Genomic DNA, 19,908 nt, shown 5'->3' with positions numbered 1-19,908 from the left:
GTCGAGTTATCTTCTTGAATTGCTCAGCGCTGTCATTTACAAAATCATCATTAGATATAAACCGCTGAATCTCATCCACCATTTTATTCTCCAATAATTCCAGCATATAGTTGATCCCGCTATATTTCATTATTTTTCTTTCCAACGATGAAACGCAAAATGCTGCGTCTCTACGGTACGACAGGTTCACTGTTGACGAAACTGCTATATTTTTACAATATTTTTTTTATAAACGGTTGAAATTTCTTTTCCAACCAGTAAGCGGTAGCTATACTTAATATCGCATAAATAACAAAGCGAATGCTAAATGTTTTAATGCTTCCACTAAATATAGTGATGCGATGAAAAATTGAGATGATAGGAAAGTGAATAACATATAATCCATATGAAATACTGCCTATTAAACCTATCTTTGAAATTATGTATTTACTACATCTTTCTAAAATTTCGGATTTATAAAAAAATATAAATACACTAATTATATAAAATAGGATAGGTAGTAAAGCAGTGGATGTATTTTCTTTTGGAAAATTACGAGCTATGTATATAAGAGTATACGCAGGCAATATATATAAGATAATGGCTGTCCATCGAAAATATTTATTTTCATAGTTGATGAATTGCAAAATAATAAGCAATGCGAATGGCAATGCTGCAAAATCAATCGGACTTATAAAGGATTCAGGCCACTCTGAAGAAACTGTCGGTTTCACTATCATTGGCATAATAATAGTTGCCATTTTTGTGTATGCTGATTGTAGTACATTGAAATACCCTATTGCTAGTAGCAGCAGTAACGCGCTTATTAACTTTCTGTAATTTATTGAGGGGGATGTAGGGACGGTTCCCAGAGCCCAGCCCAATGCCCAGAAGGAGAAGCCAACGAAGTATGAATAGCTAGTTCCCCCAATACCCCGATTAGCTAAGTAGGCAGTTATGAAGGAAAGAAATATGGAAACTATCGTAACCAATATTGGGGAAATTCTCAATGAAGATAAGGGAATAAAGAGAAGGTAGAATAACATCTCATATTGTAAGCTCCAGAGAGGATTGTTCTCAAAAATAAGTGGCACCCATATAATCTGACAAAATATTAAGTGTCCTAAAGTAGTAATGATTGAATATTTAAATCCTGAAACAACAACAGCAAATATAAGGCTTACTGCATAAATGGGGTAAATACGAGTAAACCTCTTACGTACATAGATTTTAACGGATGACCAAGTTGTTAATGGTTTATGATGTGCTAAACCAATTACGTAACCAGATAGAATAAAAAATATTAATACCGCAAAATGCCCAGGGGGATTAAAATTTGCGGTACCAGTAGGAGCGAAATTTGGATCAAGTTGAAAAGGGTGAACAATAGTGTGATGCCACACCACTACTAAAGCGGCTATTGCACGTAATGCTTCAAGATTGCTGTTGAACTTAGGCTTGGTAGTTTGTAAAGAGCCCGGTTGATATAATAAAGCAAGATTTTGATCCATGATTTGCGATTTATGTCCTACAAAGATATTGGGTATTTCATTATTTGGTTATATTTTTTTGGTGAAACACTTGTATTATTTTGTGATAAGAGCACCTGCCAAGTACAGCACGTAGGATAAAATGTCTACTTGTTTCATTATGATGTACAGCGGTTTCGCAGCTAGTGCACACTTTTATTATTGTAATAAACTTTCTTATAGGAACTTACAAGGATTAAACAGGTGCACTGTTCGCGAAACCGCTATAAATAGTGTAGGCTCCAAGGTAAGGAACAATCCTTGTCCTTTCAGGCCGTGCTAGACCGTGGCAGTTTTGGGTATGAACTTCATACCTGCCCTACTGCTAAGCACTGTGCTGGAGTCTGCTACTCCCGGCACGACCGTCTCATTGCCCCCGGCCCGACACGTCGTGGAACCCCGGCCAAAGCGGCACTTCTACTATAACTACTGGCGGAAGGTGCACGGCCACTGGTATCTGTTCCGGCGCCGGCTATTTTAGCCCGAACTGCCACTGAAACTGCCACTGGTAAAAGAAAAAGACCCTCAGCTATGTGCTGAGGGTCTTTCTTGTGGTCGTGTAAGGAGTCGAACCTTAAACCTTCTGATTCGTAGTCAGATGCTCTATCCAGTTGAGCTACACAACCATTTTACCGCGAACCGGAAGCGTTTTTCCGTTTTGGTTGTGCAAAGATAGCAGGGAAAATCCGGGCCGTGCAAACGGGCGGGCAAAAAAACGGTTCAAAAAGTCCGGGTAAGCATGCAAGGGCCTGAATGACAGCCGGATTTTTTTTACGCTGCTGCTGCCTCCTTCTTCAATACCCGCTTCAGGGCCCGCGTAAACACAAAGTACAACCCGAACAACGACACGGCCAGCAACACTACCACCAATACCTTGCCCGCCGTGCCCGTATCGGGCGACTGAATGAGCTGGAGGACATCCTGGGCCTTGGTGCCGAGCCAGTAGAAAAACAGCGTTCGGGGCAGCATCCCGATAACTGAGGCCGTCAGGAACTGATGCTTGGGCACGCCCATCACCGTGAGGATAAACGTGATGAGGGCGAAGGGCAGCACCGGCGAGAGGCGGGTGAGCAGTACCAGCCGCCAGCTGTCGGCCCGCAGTTCGCCCATCACGGCGTGGGTTTTCGGGAACTGCTCCAGCAGCCGGATGAGCTTGCCCTGGTCGAGGCTGCGGGCGATAAGATAACCCCCGTAGGCGGCCAGCATGTACGTGAGCAGCATACCCGGAAAACCCTGCCAGCCGAAGAAAAAGGCCGTCACCAGCACGACCACGGTGGTGTGGGTGAGTGAAAGCGTCATGGTAATGGCCACCACCACGAAGTAAAGCACCATCCGCCCGATACTGGGATTCTGCAGCCATTCCTGGTGCTCGTGCAAGGTCCAGGTCAGCACACTGTCGCCGACCAGCGGCAGTACCGTGAGCAGCACCAGCGAAACAAGGGTGGAGGTGTTCTGTTGAAAAAGGGCTTTGACAAACGACATAAACGGGGTTCAGCAACCAAACGAACCGGCCAGTCTGGGCCGGCCGAACTCTACCAACGTAAGAACGGCACCGGGGGCTGGCCGGGACGGCAAAACTGCCCGAAAAATGCCCTCCGTCAAAGCCTCGTACCTTTGCCCGATAACTAATCGGTCCTTCATTTTAATCTGCCTACCTACCCATTGCCCATGAAATTCGGAACCAAAGCCATCCACGCCGGCGTGCATCCCGACCCCGCTACCGGGGCCATCATGACGCCTATCTACCAGACTTCCACCTACGTGCAGACCTCGCCCGGCCAGAACAAGGGCTACGAGTACTCGCGCACCCACAACCCCACCCGCACCCAACTTCAGGACGCGCTGGCGGCCCTCGACAACGGCAAGCACGGCCTGGCCTTCGCCTCGGGCATGGCGGCCATCGACTGTGCCATCAAGCTGCTCCAGCCCGGCGACGAAGTTATTTGCACCGACGATTTGTACGGCGGCTCCTACCGCCTCTTCACGAAAGTATACGCGCCCTACGGCATCAATTTCCACTTCGTGCCCATGCACGACATGACGGCCGTGGAAGCCGCCGTGACCGAGCGCACCAAGATGATTTGGGTGGAAACGCCCAGCAACCCGCTGCTCAATGTGATTGACATTGCCGCCGCCGCGGCCGTGGCTAAAAAGGCCGGGGCGCTGCTGGTGGTCGATAACACTTTCTCGACGCCCTACCTGCAGAATCCGCTCGATCTGGGCGCCGACATCATTATTTATTCGCTCACCAAGTACATGGGCGGCCACTCCGATACGGTGATGGGCGCGCTGGTCGTAAACGACGACGAGCTGAACGAAAAGCTGGCGTTCTATCAGAACTCCTGCGGCGGCACGCCCGGCCCCCAGGACTGCTTCCTGGTGCTGCGCGGCCTCAAAACGTTGCACGTGCGCATGCAGCGCCACTGTGAAAACGGCCGCAAAGTGGCCGAGTACCTCAACAGCCACGCTAAGGTGGAGAAGGTGTTCTGGCCCGGCCTCGAAAGCCACCGCAACCACGCCGTGGCTGCCAAGCAGATGCGCGACTTCGGCGGAATGCTCTCGTTTGTGCTCAAAGGCGATAAGCAGGCCGACGCCATTGCGGTGCTCGAAAAGTTTGAGCTCTTCACGCTGGCCGAGAGCCTGGGCGGCGTCGAAAGCCTCTCGGGCCACCCCGCCAGCATGACCCACGCCAGCATTCCGGCCGAGCAGCGCCGCAAGTCAGGTCTGAGCGACTCGTTGATCCGCCTGAGCGTGGGCATCGAGGATGCCGAAGACCTTATCGCCGACCTCAAGCAGGCCATCGGCTAGGGTAGTTTCTCTGCCGTCTGATTCTCGCGCTGCCCGGCCATTTGGTCGGGCAGCGCTTTTTTGTGTGCAGCAGGCTCCGAAGCCACATGGTGGTAGGGGAGGCCTACTGGGAAAAGTGAAATAAAAGCGGAATAAGTTGTGAATATGATGGTCCTGAGTATCTTCATCCGGCTGTAGCAGCCTGGTTTTCAGGCGGCCGGAGGCTTAGTCAGAGTTCAATGTTTACACTCGCTGCTTTTTATGAAAAGACTTCTCCTCCTGCCGCTGGTAGCCGTGGCTTTCGTTAGCCAGGCCCAGGGCCAGAACATCACCGTCAGTGGCCGCGTGCTTAGCGGCACCGGGGCGGCCCAGCCGGGCGTAACGGTACTCGAAAAAGGCACCGCCAACGGCACCTCTACCGACGCCGACGGCCGCTTCCGGCTTACGGTAGCGCCCACGGCCACGCTGGTGGTATCGGCCATTGGGGCCACCACCCAGCAGATTCCGGTGAACGGCCGCACCAATTTCGATGTGCGCCTGACCGACAACGAAACGGCCCTGACCGAAGTAGTCGTGACCGGCTCGCGGGCCACCGAGGGCCGCTCCAACATCCTGACCACGGCTCCGGTCGACGTCATTTCGGCCCGCGAAATAAAAGTATTTGCCCAAACCGACGTCTCGCAGATTCTGAGCTACATCGCGCCTTCGTTTCAATCATCAAGGCAGGCTATTGCTGACGGCACCGACCACGTGGACCCGGCTTCGTTGCGTGGCCTCGGACCCGACCAGGTGCTGGTGCTCGTGAACGGCAAGCGGCGCCATTCGTCGGCGCTGGTGAACATCAACGGCACGGTGGGCCGCGGCTCGGTGGGCACCGACCTGAACACGATTCCCAACGCCTCTATCAAGCGCATCGAGGTGCTGCGCGATGGCGCGGCGGCCCAGTACGGCTCCGACGCCATTGCCGGCGTTATCAACATTCAGCTTAAAGACGATACCACCGGCGTGCAGGCCAGCAGCACCGTGGGCCAGCACTACGAGGGCGACGGCAACCTCTACCAGGCTGATGCCAACGTGGGCGTGGGCCTGAACGGGCGCGGCTTTCTGGATATGAGCGGGCAGTTCAGTAACCGCGGCTACACCAACCGCTCGGGTATCGATACGGCCCCGCTCATTTACCTGGGCTCTTCGGGCAGCTACCCGGGCAGCGCCGACACCGAGCAGAAGCGCCGCGCCCTGAAGGCCCAGGACGACGCGCTGGTGGCCCAGAACGGCTACGACCGCAAGAATCTGCGCCTCGGCCAGTCGGAGGCCCGCAGCTACGGGGGCTTTCTGAACATGGGCTACAAGTTGCTGCCTACCATCGGGCTGGAAGCCTACGTAACGGCCGGGGCCTCGCGGCGCACGGGCAAGGCGGCTGGTTTCTACCGCCTGCCCAACCAGGCCACCCAGTCCGACCTCACGCTCTACCCTAACGGCTTTCTGCCCTTCATCAACACCACCATCATCGACCAGTCGGTGCTGGCCGGGCTGCAGGCCCAGTTGCTGGGTTTTGCCGTTGACCTGAGCAATACCTACGGCCGCAACTCCATCGACTTCGACATCAGCAACACGCTCAACGCCTCGCTGCCCACCGGCCTGAGTCCGAGCCGGTTTTATGCCGGTACCATTGCCTTCCGCCAGAACACAACCAACCTCAACTTCAGCCGCCGCTTTACCGATGTGGGCGGGCTGAGCAACCTGAACGTGGCCTTCGGGGGCGAGTACCGCGACGACAACTACCAGATTCAGGCCGGCGACCCAGGCTCGTACGCCAACTACGGCCGCCTCGTGAGTCCCGGTACGCCGGCCGCCGCCGGGGCCCAGGTGTTTCCGGGCTACCAGCCCACCGACGCGCTTAACCGCTCGCGCAACAACCGCGCGGCCTACCTCGACCTGGAAAGCGACATCACCGAGAAGCTGCTCGTGGGCCTGGCCGGCCGGGCCGAGCGCTACTCCGATTTCGGCAATAACGTGAGCGGCAAGGTAGCTGCCCGCTACAGCATTCTGCCCGACGTGGCCGTGCGCGGGGCCATCAGCAACGGTTTCCGGGCCCCCTCGCTTCAGCAGCGCTACTTCACCAACACCAGCACCCAGTTCATTCAGGGCGCGGCCAACCAGGTGCTCACCGTCAGCAACGACAACCCCATCGTGCGCAACGGCTTCACGCCGGGCGGCACCGGGCAGCAGGGCTTCGGGGTGAGCTCACTCAAGCAAGAGCGTTCGACCAACTACAGCCTCGGTGTCACGGCCCGCATCCTCAAAACGGCCACGCTCACCGTCGATGCCTACCAGATCGATATCCGCGACCGGATCGTGCTTACCTCGCAGTTCAGCCGGGCCAACGCTACGGTGGCCGCCATTCTGGGCAGTTTGCCGGTGAGCCAAGTGCAGTTCTTCGCCAACGCCATCGACACCCGCACCCGGGGCATCGATATCGTGGCCAACAACCGCATCACCCTCGGGCCGGGCCGGCTCACGCTTACGGCGGCGGCCAACTTCAACAACACCACGGTCGAGAAAATCAACAGCTCGGCCACCATCGACGCCGACCAGACGGGCCTGCAAAACACGCTTTTCGACCGCCAGCAGCGCGGGCGCATCGAAAACGGCCAGCCCCGCAGTAAAATCAACCTCACGGCTGGTTATAACTTGGGCATTTTCGGCATCGAGGCCCGCACCGTACGCTTCGGCGAGGTGCAGTACCAGGACGCCCGCCTCGGCAGCCCCGCCGGCAACCCCAACTTCCTCTACTCCTCCATCGACCAGACGTTCTCGGCCAAGTGGGTGACTGACCTGACGCTGAGCGCCCAGTTCACGAAGCAACTCGGCCTAACCATCGGGGCCAGCAACCTCTTCGACGTGTACCCCGATAAATTTCGTATCGACCCCCGCAACTCCGCTACCAACTTCTCGGTCGACCCGCTGCTCAACTACAACTCCGGCCTCGACAACACCAACCGCGGCCGCACCGTCTACAACCCCAACCAGTTCGGCTACAACGGCGGCTTCTACTTCGCCCGCCTGATCGTGGGTCTGCCCACCGGCGGCTAACCTAACAGCGCTTTTTCCAAGCGCCATAACGGCCGGCTTCCCGCGGGAGGAGCCGGCTTCTGGCGTTTGAGAAAAGGGTATTGGGCCACGAAAATTACTCGCGCAACAGCCGCACTTGCTGGCCATCGGCGGTCCGGGCTAGGTACAGGCCGGTTACGAGGTGGTTAGCAGGATGCCAGACCACCCGACCGTCGGGCGTGCTAGCCAGTTGAGCTACCACCCGGCCCCGCGCGTCCCATACGGTTACAGGCTGAACTCCCGGCTGGCGGAGTCGGAATTCTACCTGCTCGCGGAAGGGCGTGGGAAACGCGAAAAGGGAGGCGGGCCGCCGACCTAGGCCGCTGCTCAGAACCTTGCGGGCGCCAACCGAAAAAACGATGCTCCGGCTTTCGGTGCCAAAATTGGGGCAGGCATTGTCGGTTACCGTAACGGGCAAGGAATAGCGGCCTGATGGTAAATCGGCCGGCACCTGCCAGGTAAGGCGGGCCTGCGTGGCCGATACCGGCTGGAACGATACGCCGGGAACGGTGGTGCTAGCGGCACTGCTAAAAGTGAGGATCTGGCCAACATCCGCATCAGTGGCATCCAGTAGCAGCACCATCGTTTGGCCCGGAAGTACCTCAATCACCTTGTCAAATGGTTGGCTCGTACCCGCTACCTGTAGGGTCGTGAATGTCGGCACACTGTTGCTGCTGGCTCTGGCAGAGTACACCAAGTCGCGGGTAATGCTGCCGATTAAGGTCCAGGTAGCATTGAGGCGGCGGTATTCCTGCACGCGCACTGCCATCACGAAGCTGCCGACAGTCAGCGAGGACGGAGCGGTATGGGCCTCGCCGGTAGCTTCATTGATTTCAAAGTGCGAGGGGGTGAAACCTACAGTGGGCTGGGCACAGGGAGCAAGGCCAGTAGGCCCTTGCGGATAGCCCCCTTGCAAGGGCTGCACCAACTGATAGACCAATGAATCCCCATCGGCGTCGAAGGCACTAAAGCTGTATAGCTGCCGCTGATTTCCCAGCAGGAGCGGGACCCGTGACTCAATGAATTGGGGGGACGAATTGCGTAATCCGGACGAGTTATCCAGAAATGATTCTACGTACTGGCTTTGATTGCCGGAGTTTTCCAGATTAAGTAAGCCAAAAGTTCGGTTTACATCGCCCATACTCAGCGTCCAACGGGCCGGCGGGAGCTCTACATCTCCTTCGTACACCAATACCTGGATAGCAGAACCCGCAGTACAGTCGGGCGCGAGCACCCTGGTGCTGCTAGTGAGCAGTAGTTTCGCCACAAAGCTGCCGGGCGAAGTGGAGGAACAGCCTCCCTGGCCGCAAACCAGCTCCATATCCGGGCCATACTCGGCTACTGAGGGGGAGGGCGGTACCGCGTATTTCCGGACCGTGATATGGTAGATATTGGCCGTGCCGGGTACGGGAGTGTAATAGATTTCACCCCCACGGGCATGACTGGCAAACCCAGAAACGGAGCTAAATAGAGCGCCAACCACAAGCAGGGCGCGAAGCCAGGCATAAACAGACATAAGCAAGGATAAAGAGTGTAATAGAAAAAGCGAGTAGCATGAGAATCAGTTAGCTGTCCTCACGCTACTCGCTTGTAAATATATGGTAAAGCAGTAATTGTTGGCAACTTGTTTACTTGCCTGCCGAATTTGAGTCCAGGATTTTGAACAGCTCGTTGAGCTTGGGAGTGAGGATGATTTCGGTGCGGCGGTTGAGGGCCTTATTTTCGGCCGACGAGTTAGGTGCTACGGGCACGTACTGCGAGCGGCCCGAGGCCGTGACGCGCTCCGGGGCCACGCCGCCGGTCGTGAGCAAACGGGCAATTTCGGTGGCCCGCAGCACGCTCAAATCCCAGTTGTCGGTCATCGAGCCCACCGCCCGGCTGAAGGGCACGTTGTCGGTGTGGCCTTCCACCACCACGTTCACATCGGGCTGCTGCTGGAGCACGGTGGCCAGCTGCCGGAGGGCGTCCTGGCCCTTGGGGTCCACTTTGGTCGAGCCCGACTTGAACAGCAGCTGCTCGGAGAGCGACACGTACACCTTGCCATTACGCATCTCCACCTGCAGCTCGGTTCCCTTAAAGCCACGCAGTGCGTTGCTCACGCTGGCCTTGAGGGCGTCCACGGCGCGGTCTTTTTCGGCCAGTGCCTTTTGCAGCTCGGCCAGCTTGGCCTCGCGGGTCGTCAAGTCCTGGTTGAGACGGTCGATATCGGCGCGGCTCTTTTTCAGGCTTTGGTCGAGCTCGCCCAGCTCAGCTTCGCGGCGGGCCAGGTCCTGGGTTACCTTATTATAGTCGGTGGTTTTGTTGGCCAGCGTCCGGTCCGAGTTCTTCAGCAGCCGGTCGTAGCTGTCGGTGAGCTGCTCGTAGAGTTGGCGGGTGCGGGCCAGGTTGCGACCGGTTTCGGTCGAATCGTCGGTGAGGCGGCGGGTTTGCAGCCGCAGTTTCGCTACTTCGTCCGAGGTCTTTTTAAGCTCGGCAACGGATTGGCGGTTTTGGCGCTCGGCCTCATTTTTGGCCTGCTCGGTGGCCGACTGGCGGGCCCGCAGGTCGTCGTACTTTTTGGAGGCTACGCAGCTGGGCAGCGCCAGGGAAGCCAGCAGCGCGCAAAAAATCAAGGGTTTAGGAGATTTATTCACCACAAAAAGGCGTAAGAGAGCGAGGGAAATACGGGCCGGCCAACAGTCGGCTTGTGGCAAGATAAGCCGCGCTGGCCGCATCTGCCATCAGGGTGGCGGCCCGGCCATTACTGGTCCTAGTTTCACACTTTTAGATTCCGCTGTAACTTGCACCTCCCCAACTGGCCCCGCCGGTGCGGTGGCCATCATTCCGGTTTCCGAATTCAAGCTTTCCTTTCTAGATATGTCGTCCTGGTTTAAGCGCAAAGAAAAAGGCATCGTCACGCCCACCGAGCAGAAGAAGGAGACGCCCGACGGCCTCTGGTACAAGTGCCCCGAGTGCAAAACGGTAGCCACCATGGTCGAGCACAAACGGCTGCTCCATACCTGCGGCAGCTGCCATCACCACGACCGGATTGAGGCGGTCGAGTACTTCGATTTTCTCTTTGATGACCACCAGTTTGAGGAGCTCGACGCCGATATGCACTCGGCCGATCCGCTCGACTTTGTAGATACCAAGGCCTACCCCCAGCGCCTGATTGCCACCGAGAAAAGCACCGGCCTGCGCGATGCCGTGCGCACGGCTCACGGTCAGCTTAATGGACTCGGGCTGGTAGTAGCGGCCATGGATTTCAAGTTTATCGGCGGCTCGATGGGCTCGGTGGTAGGAGAAAAAATTGCCCGCGCCATCGATTATGCCCGTAAGCACCGGCTGCCCTTCCTCATGATTTCGCGCTCCGGTGGGGCCCGCATGATGGAAGCGGGCTTTTCGCTGATGCAGATGGCTAAAACCTCGGCTAAGCTGGCGCTGCTCTCCGAAGCTGGCCTACCTTATATCTCCCTGCTGACTGACCCTACCACGGGCGGCGTTACGGCTTCGTTCGCCATGCTCGGCGACTTTAACATTGCCGAGCCGGGCGCGCTCATCGGGTTTGCCGGCCCCCGCGTCATCAAGGAAACCATCGGCAAAGACCTGCCCAAGGGCTTCCAGAGTGCCGAATTCGTGCTCGAACACGGCTTTCTCGACTTCATCATCGACCGTAAAGACCTCAAGCAGCGCCTGTCGGATCTGCTGACGATGCTAGAGCCGGTAAAAGTAGCAGAAGGCGAGCCGGTTACGACCCGATAACGCCCCGTAATTTCAGCCGGAAGTTTTTCGGCAGGCTTTTTGAACTCACCCTGCCGAATAGGCCTGGCGCCCTTTCAGTGGGTTTTTGGGAACCGGCAGCGCTGCCAAAACCAAGCAGCGCGGAAGATGAATAGCGTTTTTTATATACTCGCCGAACATTTTTCCCATAAACCTAGTAAGTACCTCCATCCAGTCAGTCTGACCCTTTCTCTCACTAAGTTTTGAATTTTATGACCTCTCGCAATTCTCTTTTCACCCTCCTGATGGCCTTTGTGCTCTTCATGAGCTCCTGCGCCACTTCCCAGCCCCGTAACCCTAACATCCCGGAAGCTGATACCAATGGCACGGGTCCGCGCAAAACCGGCATGAGCAAAACAGCTAAGGGTGGCTTGCTTGGCGCCGGTGGTGGCGCCATTGTAGGTGGTGTGCTGGGCCGCGTAATCGGTGGCAAAAGCGGTACGGCTGCCGGTGCTATTATCGGAGCTGCCGTAGGCGGTACGGGTGGTGCCCTGATTGGTCGCAAAATGGACAAGCAGGCCGAAGAACTCCAGCGTGATATGGCCAACGCCAAAGTAGAGCGCGTGGGTGAAGGCATCAAAATCACCTTCGACTCGGGTATTCTCTTCGACACCAACAAGAGCGACCTGCGTCAGGCTTCGATGACCGAAATTCAAAAGATGACCGAAACGCTGAAGAAGTACCCCGATACCAACATTTTGGTGGAAGGCCACACGGACGCCAGCGGTTCCGACGCCATCAACAACCCCCTCTCGCAGCGTCGTGCCCAGGCCGTGGCTAATTACACGATTAGCCAGGGTGTAGATGCCAGCCGCGTTACAACGCAGGGCTACGGCTCGACCCAGCCCATCGCCGACAACACGACCGAAGCCGGCAAGCAGGCCAACCGCCGGGTAGAAATTGCCATCTTCGCCAACGAAAAAATGAAGAAGGCTGCTGAAAACGGCACGCTGTAAAGCAACTTCAGGCACATGCGGCCTGCTTCAATAGGTAAAGCCCCCTCGCCGAGGGGGCTTTTTTTGTGCCCCTGCCGAATCCACACTGGCACGGTGGGTACGATAGTTGGAAACTGCGCCCACCGTGCCAGTATGGGGTGAAGAATTGTGGCTTCGAAATCTGCTATTAGTGGCGCTGGTGATGTTGACCGTTGCGTTTGGGAAGTTTGTCCTGCATGCATGCATCGGCGGTGCCGTAGGTGCCGGTGCCGGTGCCATTATCGGCAACGAAAAGCAGAAGCGTAAAGATGAGCGCCGCCGGGCCCGGGAAACCAACAACCCGAACTTGTAAGGGTAGCGCAACAATCGGCCTGCGTAAGACGTTCTTCGACAGCCGATTGTGTTAATTATCGGGCCCACTCGCTATCAACGAGTGGGCCCGGCGTGTTTCTGGCAAGGTGGTTGTAAAGCGGCGGCTGACGGATAGCTTTGCTGGCTCGTAGCCAGTTGGCGCACTCTTTTCACTCCCAACATTTCTCCCTACCCCCATGACCAACCTTCGTTCTTTATTCGTGCTGCTGCTGGCTGTGCTGCTGCTGGGCGGCAATTTCGCCGAGGCCCAAACCACCAAAGAGAAAAAACCCTGGAGCAAAACCGCCAAAGGCGGGGTAATTGGTGGCCTGGGCGGAGCCGCAGGTGGGGCCATATTGGGCCGCGTGATTGGCGGCAAGTCGGGCACGGCCAAGGGAGCCATCATCGGAGCCGCCGTGGGTGGCGCCGGGGGCGCCCTCATTGGCCGCCGCATGGACAAGCAGGCGGCCGAGTTGCAGCGCGAAATGGCCGGTGCTACGGTAGAGCGCGTGGGCGAAGGCATCAAAATTACCTTCGACTCGGGCTTGCTGTTCGCCAAAAATTCGGCGGGCCTGACGGCCGCCGCTCAGAACAACATCCAGGAGTTGGCTAAAACGCTCGTTAAGTATGGCGACACCAACGTGATTGTGGAAGGCCACACAGATACGAGCGGCTCCGATGCCGTGAACAACCCGCTTTCGCAGCGCCGTGCCCAGGCCGTGGCCAACTACACCCAGCAGCAGGGCGTAGATGCCTCGCGCTTCACGGTAACAGGCTACGGCTCGACCCAGCCCGTGGCCGACAACTCGACCGAAGCCGGCCGGGTAGCCAACCGCCGGGTAGAAGTGGCCATTTTCGCCAACGAAAAGCTGAAGAAAGCCGCCGAAAAAGGTACCATCTAAGCACCTGTAATCGTCTTTTGCAATGCGGGGGCTTCCTTTCGGGGAAGCTCCCGCTTTTTTGTGGGCTGGTGGGCGCAACCCGCCGCCCGGCCCGGTGGTACAACTGCCTATGCCCACGACTTACACCGCTTCGGCCGCCGAGAAGACGCGCCAGAACTACGAGGAGCTGCAAGAGTTCTACCCACCCCTGACGCTCGAAAAGCCCCGCCGCTCACCCATGCGGGAGCTGATTTCGACGGTGCTTTCGCACCGCACCACCCACGCCGATGAGGAGCTGGCTTACGACCGGATGCTGGAAGCTTTTGGCGACTGGGCCGGGGTAGAGGCCGCGCCGACCGCAGAGCTGGCCCACGCTATCCGCACCACCCGCTGGCCCGACACCCAGGCTCCGCGCATCCAGGAAATTCTGCGCCGTATAAAGGCCGAACGGGGCGAATTTGCGCTGGATTTCCCGGCCGAGTGGCCCACCGAAAAGGCCATGCAGTGGCTGCACGACATGCCCGGCATCGGCCTGAAGACGGCCTCGCTGGTGCTGCTCTTCAATTTTCATAAGCCTGTGCTGCCCGTTGATACCCACGTGCACCGCATTGCCCAGCGCGTGGGGATGATTCCGCCCAAAGCGTCGGCCGATAAGGCCCACCAGCTGCTGTTGGCTCAGCTACCGGCCGATGTGCTGGTGCTGCTCAACTTCCACAAGCACAACTATTGGCACGGCCAAAAGGTGTGTTTTTACAGCAAACCTGACTGTGCCCGCTGCCCGCTAAAGGGCTTCTGCAATTACTACCTCGAACACTACGGCCCCGCCACCCCCGAAGCTCTGGCCGCCACGCCCGCCCGCTGGGACTTGGCCTGGGGCGAACTGGCGCATTAATTTGAGCTGTTAGCTATCAGCTACTAGCTGCAAGCCCGGTTAAAAGCCTGCTTTCTACCCTCCACAATAAAAGCTTGTAGCTTGCGGCTTATAGCTTGCAGCTCAAAAAATATGCGTCTCGTTCGTCATCCGGTTCTGTGCAATTACTACGTTACCTACCGGTGTAATGCCAAGTGCTCGTTCTGTGATATCTGGGAGAAACCTTCGCCCTACATTACGCTGGAGGACGTGGCGCAGAACCTACGCGACCTGAAGCGGCTAGGCGTGTCGGTGGTGGACTTTACGGGCGGCGAGCCGCTGCTGCACCGCCAGATTCATGAGTTTGTGGGTCTGGCGCACGATATGGGCTTCATTACGACGCTCACCACCAACTGCCTGCTCTACCCCAAATACGCCGAAAAGCTGCGCGGCAAGGTCGATATGCTGCACTTCTCGCTCGATTCCAGCGAGAAGGAAGTGCACGACCGGGGCCGGGGGGTGGCCTGCTTCGATTTCGTGCTCGAAAGCATCCGGGTGGCCCGCGAACTGGGCGAGCGGCCCGACGTGCTGTTCACTGTATTCCGCGAAAACCTGGCCGACCTGGAGAATGTCTACCAGCAAATCACGCGGCCCAACAAACTGGTACTCATTCTCAATCCGGCCTTCGAGTACAACGGCGTCGATGCCGGCGAACAGCTCACCAGCGAGGAACTCGACTACCTTTCGGCCTTCGGGAAGCGGCCTGGCGTGTACCTCAACGAGGCCTTTATTGCGTTGCGCCGCGACGGGGGCAACCATGTGGCCGTGCCCGTGTGCCGGGCGGCCAGCACCACGCTGGTTATCTCGCCTTCCAACGAGTTGGTACTGCCTTGCTACCATTTGGGCGAAAAGAAATTTCCCATTGAAGGCCGCCTGTTCGACCTCTATCACTCCACTGAGGTGCAGCAACTGGCCGCCCTCGAAGGCCGTTTGCCCGCCTGCGAGGGTTGCACAATCAACTGTTACATGCAGCCCAGTTTCGCCGTCGAAACCAGCAAGTACTTCTGGCAGGCCCTGCCCAGCACCCTTAAATACAACTGGGACAAAGGCACTTGGAAACGGATGCTGACGCGGTAACAAACCGGCTTAGTTCTACGCTTTACTACTTACTCTATGCCCCTCATTCTGCCCGTTCAGGGAAAACACCCGCAACTCGGCTCCGATTGTTTCGTGGCTGAAAACGCTACCATCGTGGGCGACGTAACGTTGGGCCGCAACTGCACCGTGTGGTTCAATGCTACAGTGCGCGGCGACGTGAAAAGCATCCGCATCGGCGACCAGACCAACATTCAGGACGGAGCGGTGCTGCACTGCACCTACCTCAAGGCAGCTACTACCATCGGTTCGCGGGTGAGCATCGGGCACCGGGCCATCGTGCACGGCTGCACCGTCGAGGACGACGTGCTGATTGGCATGGGGGCTATTGTGATGGACCACGCCGTGGTGGGCGCGGGCTGCATTATCGCGGCCGGGGCGGTGGTACTGGAGAATACGCGGTGCGAGCCGGGCTACCTCTACGCCGGAGTGCCGGCTCGCCGCATCAAGCCCGTTACGGAGGCGCAACGGGCCACCATCAGCCAAACGGCCGACAATTACGTGCTGTACGCGAGCTGGTTTGAGAAGAAGTAAAGTAGGACAATCACCTCCAAGTAGATCATAAATCAGAAAGGCGCTTCCCGACAGGAAAGCGCCTTTCTGATTTATGATCTACTTGGAGTGACGCTACAAGTCCAGCATCTCGCCCACTTCCATTTCGCTTTCCTGGCCGTTGGTAACCCGCAACTGCACCAGTTCGACGGAGCGGCGGGAGCGTTTGAGCACCCGGAATTCGTAGTTGTCGAGCGTGGCTACGTCGCCGACTTCGGGAATATTGCCGTAAAGCATGTTGAGCAAGCCGCCCACGGTTTCGTAGTCGTCGCCCTCGGGCAGGGGGTAGGGTAGGTGTTCGTTGGCATCGGGGATGGGCGTGGCGGTGTTCACGCGGTATTCCGATTCCGATACCTTTTCCACTACCGGCACCTCGTTGTCATACTCATCCTGGATTTCGCCCACGAGCTCCTCCATGATGTCTTCGATGGTAACGATGCCCGACACACCACCGAACTCGTCGCTCACGATGGCCATGTGCATGTGCTTGCGCTGAAACTGGCGCAGCAGGCGGTTAATCTTCTTGGTTTCGGGCACGAAATAGGCCGGCCGCATAATTTTGGCCAGATCCAGCACTTCCTGCCGCCGGATGAGCTGGAGCAAATCTTTCACGTAGAGCACACCCACAATGTTGTCGACGTTGCTTTCGTACACCGGAATGCGCGAGTAGCCCTCGTTATGCACCATTTCCAGCACCGTGTCTTCGGGTGTATTCACGTCGAAAGCCACGATTTTGGTGCGTGGCACCATAATCTGCTTCACCATCCGGTCGTTGAACTCGAACACGTTCTCCAGCATCTCGTGCTCCGACTCCTGAATTTCCCCGCTCTGCTTGCTTTGGTCGAGCAGCATCCGCAGTTCTTCACTCGTGTGCACCTCGGCTCCATGGGCCGAAACCACCCCAAAAACGCGCAGCACCAAGTTCGAAAGCTTGTCGAGCAGCCAAATAAGGGGGAAGGTAAGGAACGCGAAGGCCCGCAGTGGGATGGCAATTGCCATGCTGGTGGCCTCGGGCTTCTGGATGGCCAGCACCTTCGGCGCCTGCTCGCCAAGCACGATGTGCATCACGGTGATGAGCGAAAACGACGTAACGATGGCAATCTGGTGAACCGAGGTGGGCGACACCACCAGATCGAACTGGGCAATGATGGCTAGAATTACCTCGGCTACTACGCTTTCGCCAATCCAACCCAACGCCAGCGAAGCCAGCGTAATGCCGAGCTGGGTGGCCGAGAGGTAGTAGTTCATTTCGTGCAGCATCGACTGCAACAGCTGCGCCAGGCGGTTACCGCTTTGGGCTTTCAGCTCGATTTGAGAGAGACGAACCTTGACGAACGCGAATTCGGCGGCCACAAAAAATCCGTTGGCGGCTACCAGCAGAATAGTCAGTAATATTTTTAAGCCCATAGGTGTAGAAAGCAGGCTCAACCGGCCCGGCCTTCCTTTGTACTGCAAAAGTACGACATTCGATGCAAGGGGTTGGATTTAACGCCCGCCCGCCCCCACCGCCAAGCCGTAATGGCGTCGCTTGGCCTACTTGGGCCGGTAGGTAAAACCAGTTCCGCCGCGTAGCTGTTGCCGTTTCTGCCGATCTTTGCCATTCGCCGTTGGCCTTCCCGTTGTTTTTATTTCGTTGCATGATTCATCGCCTTCTTTTTCTGCCGCTGCTGCTGGTGCTGCTGTTCCCGCTCGGGAGCCGGGCCCAGGTGTTGCGTCCCACCAAGCTCACTACCGCCCTGAGCCAGCCTGCGGCCCGCGTAGGCGAAGAGCTGGAGCTACTCGTAAATGCGCGCATCGACGACAAGTGGCACCTCTACGCGACCAATTTCGACCCCGACCTGGGCCCCACCGTGTTCAGCTTCACGTTTGCTAAAAGCCCCGCCTACGAACTGGTGGGGAAGCCGAAGTCGGTGGGCGAGCAGCAACACTACGACGACGTATTTAAAGGTAACGTCACATACTTCGAGAAAACCGGCCAGATCCGCCAGCGCATCCGGGTGTTGCAGCCCGGCCGGCTCGTCATCAAGGCCGAAGCGGAGTACCAGAGTTGCACCGATGTGGACGGCCGCTGCATTCCGGGCGACGAAAGCCTGAGCTTTGGCCCGCTGGAGGTAACCGGAACGGCCGCCTCGGCTGCTACCGCCCCGGCCGCACCAACTACCGGTACCACCACTACTACCATTGCACCGGCAGTAGCGCCAGCTATTGGCCCTACGGCTACCACGCCCGAAACGCCCGTAGCCGCCGCTGCTACGGATACGGCTGACCCTGCTACGGCCGTTGTTACGACCACCGCAACGCCTACCGTAGCCGCCACGCCGCCCGTGGTGGCATCGGTAGCGGCCGCTACCTCAGTGGAGTCGGCTGGGGGGCTGTGGGGGTTTGCCTTCGCCGCCTTCGTGTTTGGGCTAGGGGCGTTGCTTACGCCCTGCGTGTTCCCGCTAATTCCGATGACGGTATCGTTTTTCACCAGCGGCCAGGACACCCGCTCGCGCGGGATTCTGAAGGCGGCCGTATACGGGCTGAGCATCATCGTGATTTACGTGCTCATTGGCGTCGTAGTGGCGGCGTTGCTGGGCGAAGACGGCCCCAACCTGATTGCCACCCACTGGCTGCCCAACCTGATTTTCTTTGCCGTATTCGTGGTATTTGGCCTTTCGTTTCTGGGCCTGTTCGAAATCACGCTGCCCCACGGCATGGTCAATAAAATTGATGCCCAAGCCGATAAAGGCGGCTGGGGCGGGGTGTTTTTCATGGCCCTCACACTGGTGCTCGTATCGTTTTCCTGCACCGGACCCATCGTGGCCACCATTCTGGGCCTGGCCGCCCGGGGCGAGCGGATTGCGCCGGTAGTTGGCATGCTGGGCTTCTCGCTGGCTTTTGCGCTGCCCTTCACGCTGTTCGCCATCTTCCCGGCTTGGCTGAAAAGTTTGCCCCGTTCGGGTGGCTGGCTGAACACGGTGAAGGTGACGCTAGGCTTCGTGGAGCTGATGTTGGCGCTCAAGTTTTTGAGTATGGCCGACTTGGCTTACCACTGGAACCTACTCTCCCGCGACGTGTATTTGGTGCTCTGGATTGCCCTCTCGGGTCTGCTGGGCCTGTATTTACTAGGCCGCTTCAAGCTCTCCCACGATTCCGACCTGCCCCACCTGAGCGTAGGCCGGCTGCTGATGGCTGTGCTGGCCTTCAGCTTCATGACCTACCTGGTGCCCGGCCTGTTCGGGGCCCCGCTGCCACTGCTGGCCGGATACCTGCCGCCCCAGAGCCGCAACGACTTCACAGTGGCTACCACCGCCATGCCGGCCATAGCGGCCCGCGCCACAGCTGTAGCCGGCTGCGAGGAGCCCCGCTACGGCGGATTCCTGGAGCTGCCCCATGGCCTGTCGGGTTACTTCGACCTAGAGCAGGCCCGCCAGTGCGCCAAGGCCCAGAACAAGCCCCTGTTCATCGACTTCACCGGCCACGCCTGCGTGAACTGCCGCAAAATGGAAGCCACCGTCTGGAGCGACCCGCAGGTGCTGCGCCGCCTGCAAAACGACTTCGTAGTGGTAGCCCTTTACGTGGATGACAAGACCGACTTGCCCGCCAACGAGGTCTACACGTCCACCTATGATGGCAAGCAGAAAACCACGCTCGGTAAGAAGAACGCCGATCTGCAGCTGACGGGCTTCAACGTAAACGCCCAGCCATATTACGTACTGCTCGACCCTACTGCGCCCACTGACCTGGCCCACGTGCTGACTCCCCCCATTGCCTACGAGCCCGATGCGGAAGCTTTCGTGCGCTTCCTCGATGCTGGCCTAGCCCGATACCGCCAGCAGGTAGCGGCTCGCTGAAACGATAGAGCACGGGTAGCTGGCTGTTTTTCAGGGATTTGATGCCCGGTTATAGCCGACTAAAAAAATAAAGGTTGCGCAAGTCTAGAGCCTGTTATGGACTAGTGGCTCGGAAAACGCCTTTTGCCAGCAAGAGTGTCGCAAAGGCCAGGAAGTGAAATTGCTGCATGGTCAGGGCTAGGC

Annotated in this window: 15 protein-coding genes and 1 tRNA gene; 10 read left to right on the top strand and 6 right to left on the bottom strand. The window is 57.6% G+C overall.

Annotation, left to right across the window (positions count from 1 at the left end; translation table 11 throughout):
• Positions 1-212: 212 nt before the first annotated feature.
• The 3 genes from CDA63_RS11650 to CDA63_RS11640 form a co-directional block, all read right to left on the bottom strand.
• A complete protein-coding gene (locus tag CDA63_RS11650) occupies positions 213-1,490 on the bottom strand; it encodes an acyltransferase family protein (RefSeq protein WP_088464630.1) in 1,278 nt (425 codons plus the stop codon).
• Between the two features lie 570 nt (positions 1,491-2,060).
• Positions 2,061-2,134: transfer RNA gene (locus tag CDA63_RS11645), tRNA-Arg, on the bottom strand.
• 145 nt (positions 2,135-2,279) lie between these two features.
• Entirely contained in the window at positions 2,280-2,990 is a 711-nt protein-coding gene (locus CDA63_RS11640; RefSeq protein ID WP_088464629.1) for a TVP38/TMEM64 family protein, read from the bottom strand.
• A 186-nt stretch (positions 2,991-3,176) separates the two neighbouring features.
• On the opposite strand from CDA63_RS11640, the gene CDA63_RS11635 reads away from it, so the two are divergent.
• Positions 3,177-4,316, top strand: coding sequence for a cystathionine gamma-synthase (locus tag CDA63_RS11635; RefSeq protein ID WP_088464628.1), 1,140 nt, complete (start codon positions 3,177-3,179; stop codon positions 4,314-4,316).
• 240 nt (positions 4,317-4,556) lie between these two features.
• Entirely contained in the window at positions 4,557-7,388 is a 2,832-nt protein-coding gene (locus CDA63_RS11630; protein WP_088464627.1) for a TonB-dependent receptor, read from the top strand.
• Positions 7,389-7,482: 94 nt separating this feature from the next.
• On the opposite strand, the gene CDA63_RS11625 is transcribed toward CDA63_RS11630, so the two are convergent.
• Complete coding sequence (locus CDA63_RS11625) at positions 7,483-8,331, bottom strand: hypothetical protein (RefSeq protein WP_126546831.1); 849 nt, start codon at positions 8,329-8,331, stop codon at positions 7,483-7,485.
• A gap of 703 nt (positions 8,332-9,034) precedes the next feature.
• Positions 9,035-10,018, bottom strand: a complete 984-nt coding sequence (locus CDA63_RS11620; RefSeq protein ID WP_242434652.1) for an OmpA/MotB family protein — start codon at positions 10,016-10,018, stop codon at positions 9,035-9,037.
• Positions 10,019-10,262: 244 nt separating this feature from the next.
• Between CDA63_RS11620 and accD the strand changes: the two genes are divergently transcribed.
• The 7 genes from accD to CDA63_RS11590 all read left to right on the top strand — a co-directional run bounded on the left by accD (position 10,263) and on the right by CDA63_RS11590 (position 15,871).
• Complete coding sequence (gene accD, locus CDA63_RS11615; RefSeq protein ID WP_088464705.1) at positions 10,263-11,147, top strand: acetyl-CoA carboxylase, carboxyltransferase subunit beta; 885 nt, start codon at positions 10,263-10,265, stop codon at positions 11,145-11,147.
• A gap of 230 nt (positions 11,148-11,377) precedes the next feature.
• Positions 11,378-12,121 (top strand): OmpA family protein, encoded by a 744-nt coding sequence (locus CDA63_RS11610; RefSeq protein ID WP_242434651.1) that lies wholly within the window; start codon positions 11,378-11,380, stop codon positions 12,119-12,121.
• Between the two features lie 106 nt (positions 12,122-12,227).
• Positions 12,228-12,452: a hypothetical protein gene (locus CDA63_RS20470; RefSeq protein WP_126546830.1), complete on the top strand. Its 225-nt coding sequence runs from the start codon at positions 12,228-12,230 to the stop codon at positions 12,450-12,452.
• 196 nt (positions 12,453-12,648) lie between these two features.
• On the top strand, positions 12,649-13,353 hold the full coding sequence (locus tag CDA63_RS11605; protein WP_088464623.1) for an OmpA family protein: 705 nt from the start codon (positions 12,649-12,651) through the stop codon (positions 13,351-13,353).
• A gap of 109 nt (positions 13,354-13,462) precedes the next feature.
• Complete coding sequence (locus CDA63_RS11600; protein ID WP_088464622.1) at positions 13,463-14,224, top strand: endonuclease III domain-containing protein; 762 nt, start codon at positions 13,463-13,465, stop codon at positions 14,222-14,224.
• 111 nt (positions 14,225-14,335) lie between these two features.
• Positions 14,336-15,319, top strand: a complete 984-nt coding sequence (locus CDA63_RS11595; RefSeq protein ID WP_088464621.1) for a radical SAM protein — start codon at positions 14,336-14,338, stop codon at positions 15,317-15,319.
• A 36-nt stretch (positions 15,320-15,355) separates the two neighbouring features.
• Positions 15,356-15,871 (top strand): gamma carbonic anhydrase family protein, encoded by a 516-nt coding sequence (locus CDA63_RS11590; RefSeq protein WP_088464620.1) that lies wholly within the window; start codon positions 15,356-15,358, stop codon positions 15,869-15,871.
• 93 nt (positions 15,872-15,964) lie between these two features.
• Here CDA63_RS11590 and CDA63_RS11585 read toward each other — a convergent pair whose 3' ends face one another.
• A complete protein-coding gene (locus CDA63_RS11585) occupies positions 15,965-17,296 on the bottom strand; it encodes a hemolysin family protein (RefSeq protein ID WP_165768279.1) in 1,332 nt (443 codons plus the stop codon).
• A gap of 230 nt (positions 17,297-17,526) precedes the next feature.
• On the opposite strand from CDA63_RS11585, the gene CDA63_RS11580 reads away from it, so the two are divergent.
• Positions 17,527-19,725, top strand: a complete 2,199-nt coding sequence (locus CDA63_RS11580) for a protein-disulfide reductase DsbD family protein (RefSeq protein ID WP_088464619.1) — start codon at positions 17,527-17,529, stop codon at positions 19,723-19,725.
• Positions 19,726-19,908: the final 183 nt, after the last annotated feature.

It is taken from the genome of Hymenobacter amundsenii (genome assembly GCF_002204745.1).
In the GTDB taxonomy this organism is placed as follows: Bacteria; Bacteroidota; Bacteroidia; order Cytophagales; family Hymenobacteraceae; genus Hymenobacter; species Hymenobacter amundsenii.
The sequence above is the reverse complement of the archived record's forward strand: the minus strand, read 5'-3'. Positions and strand labels throughout refer to the sequence as shown.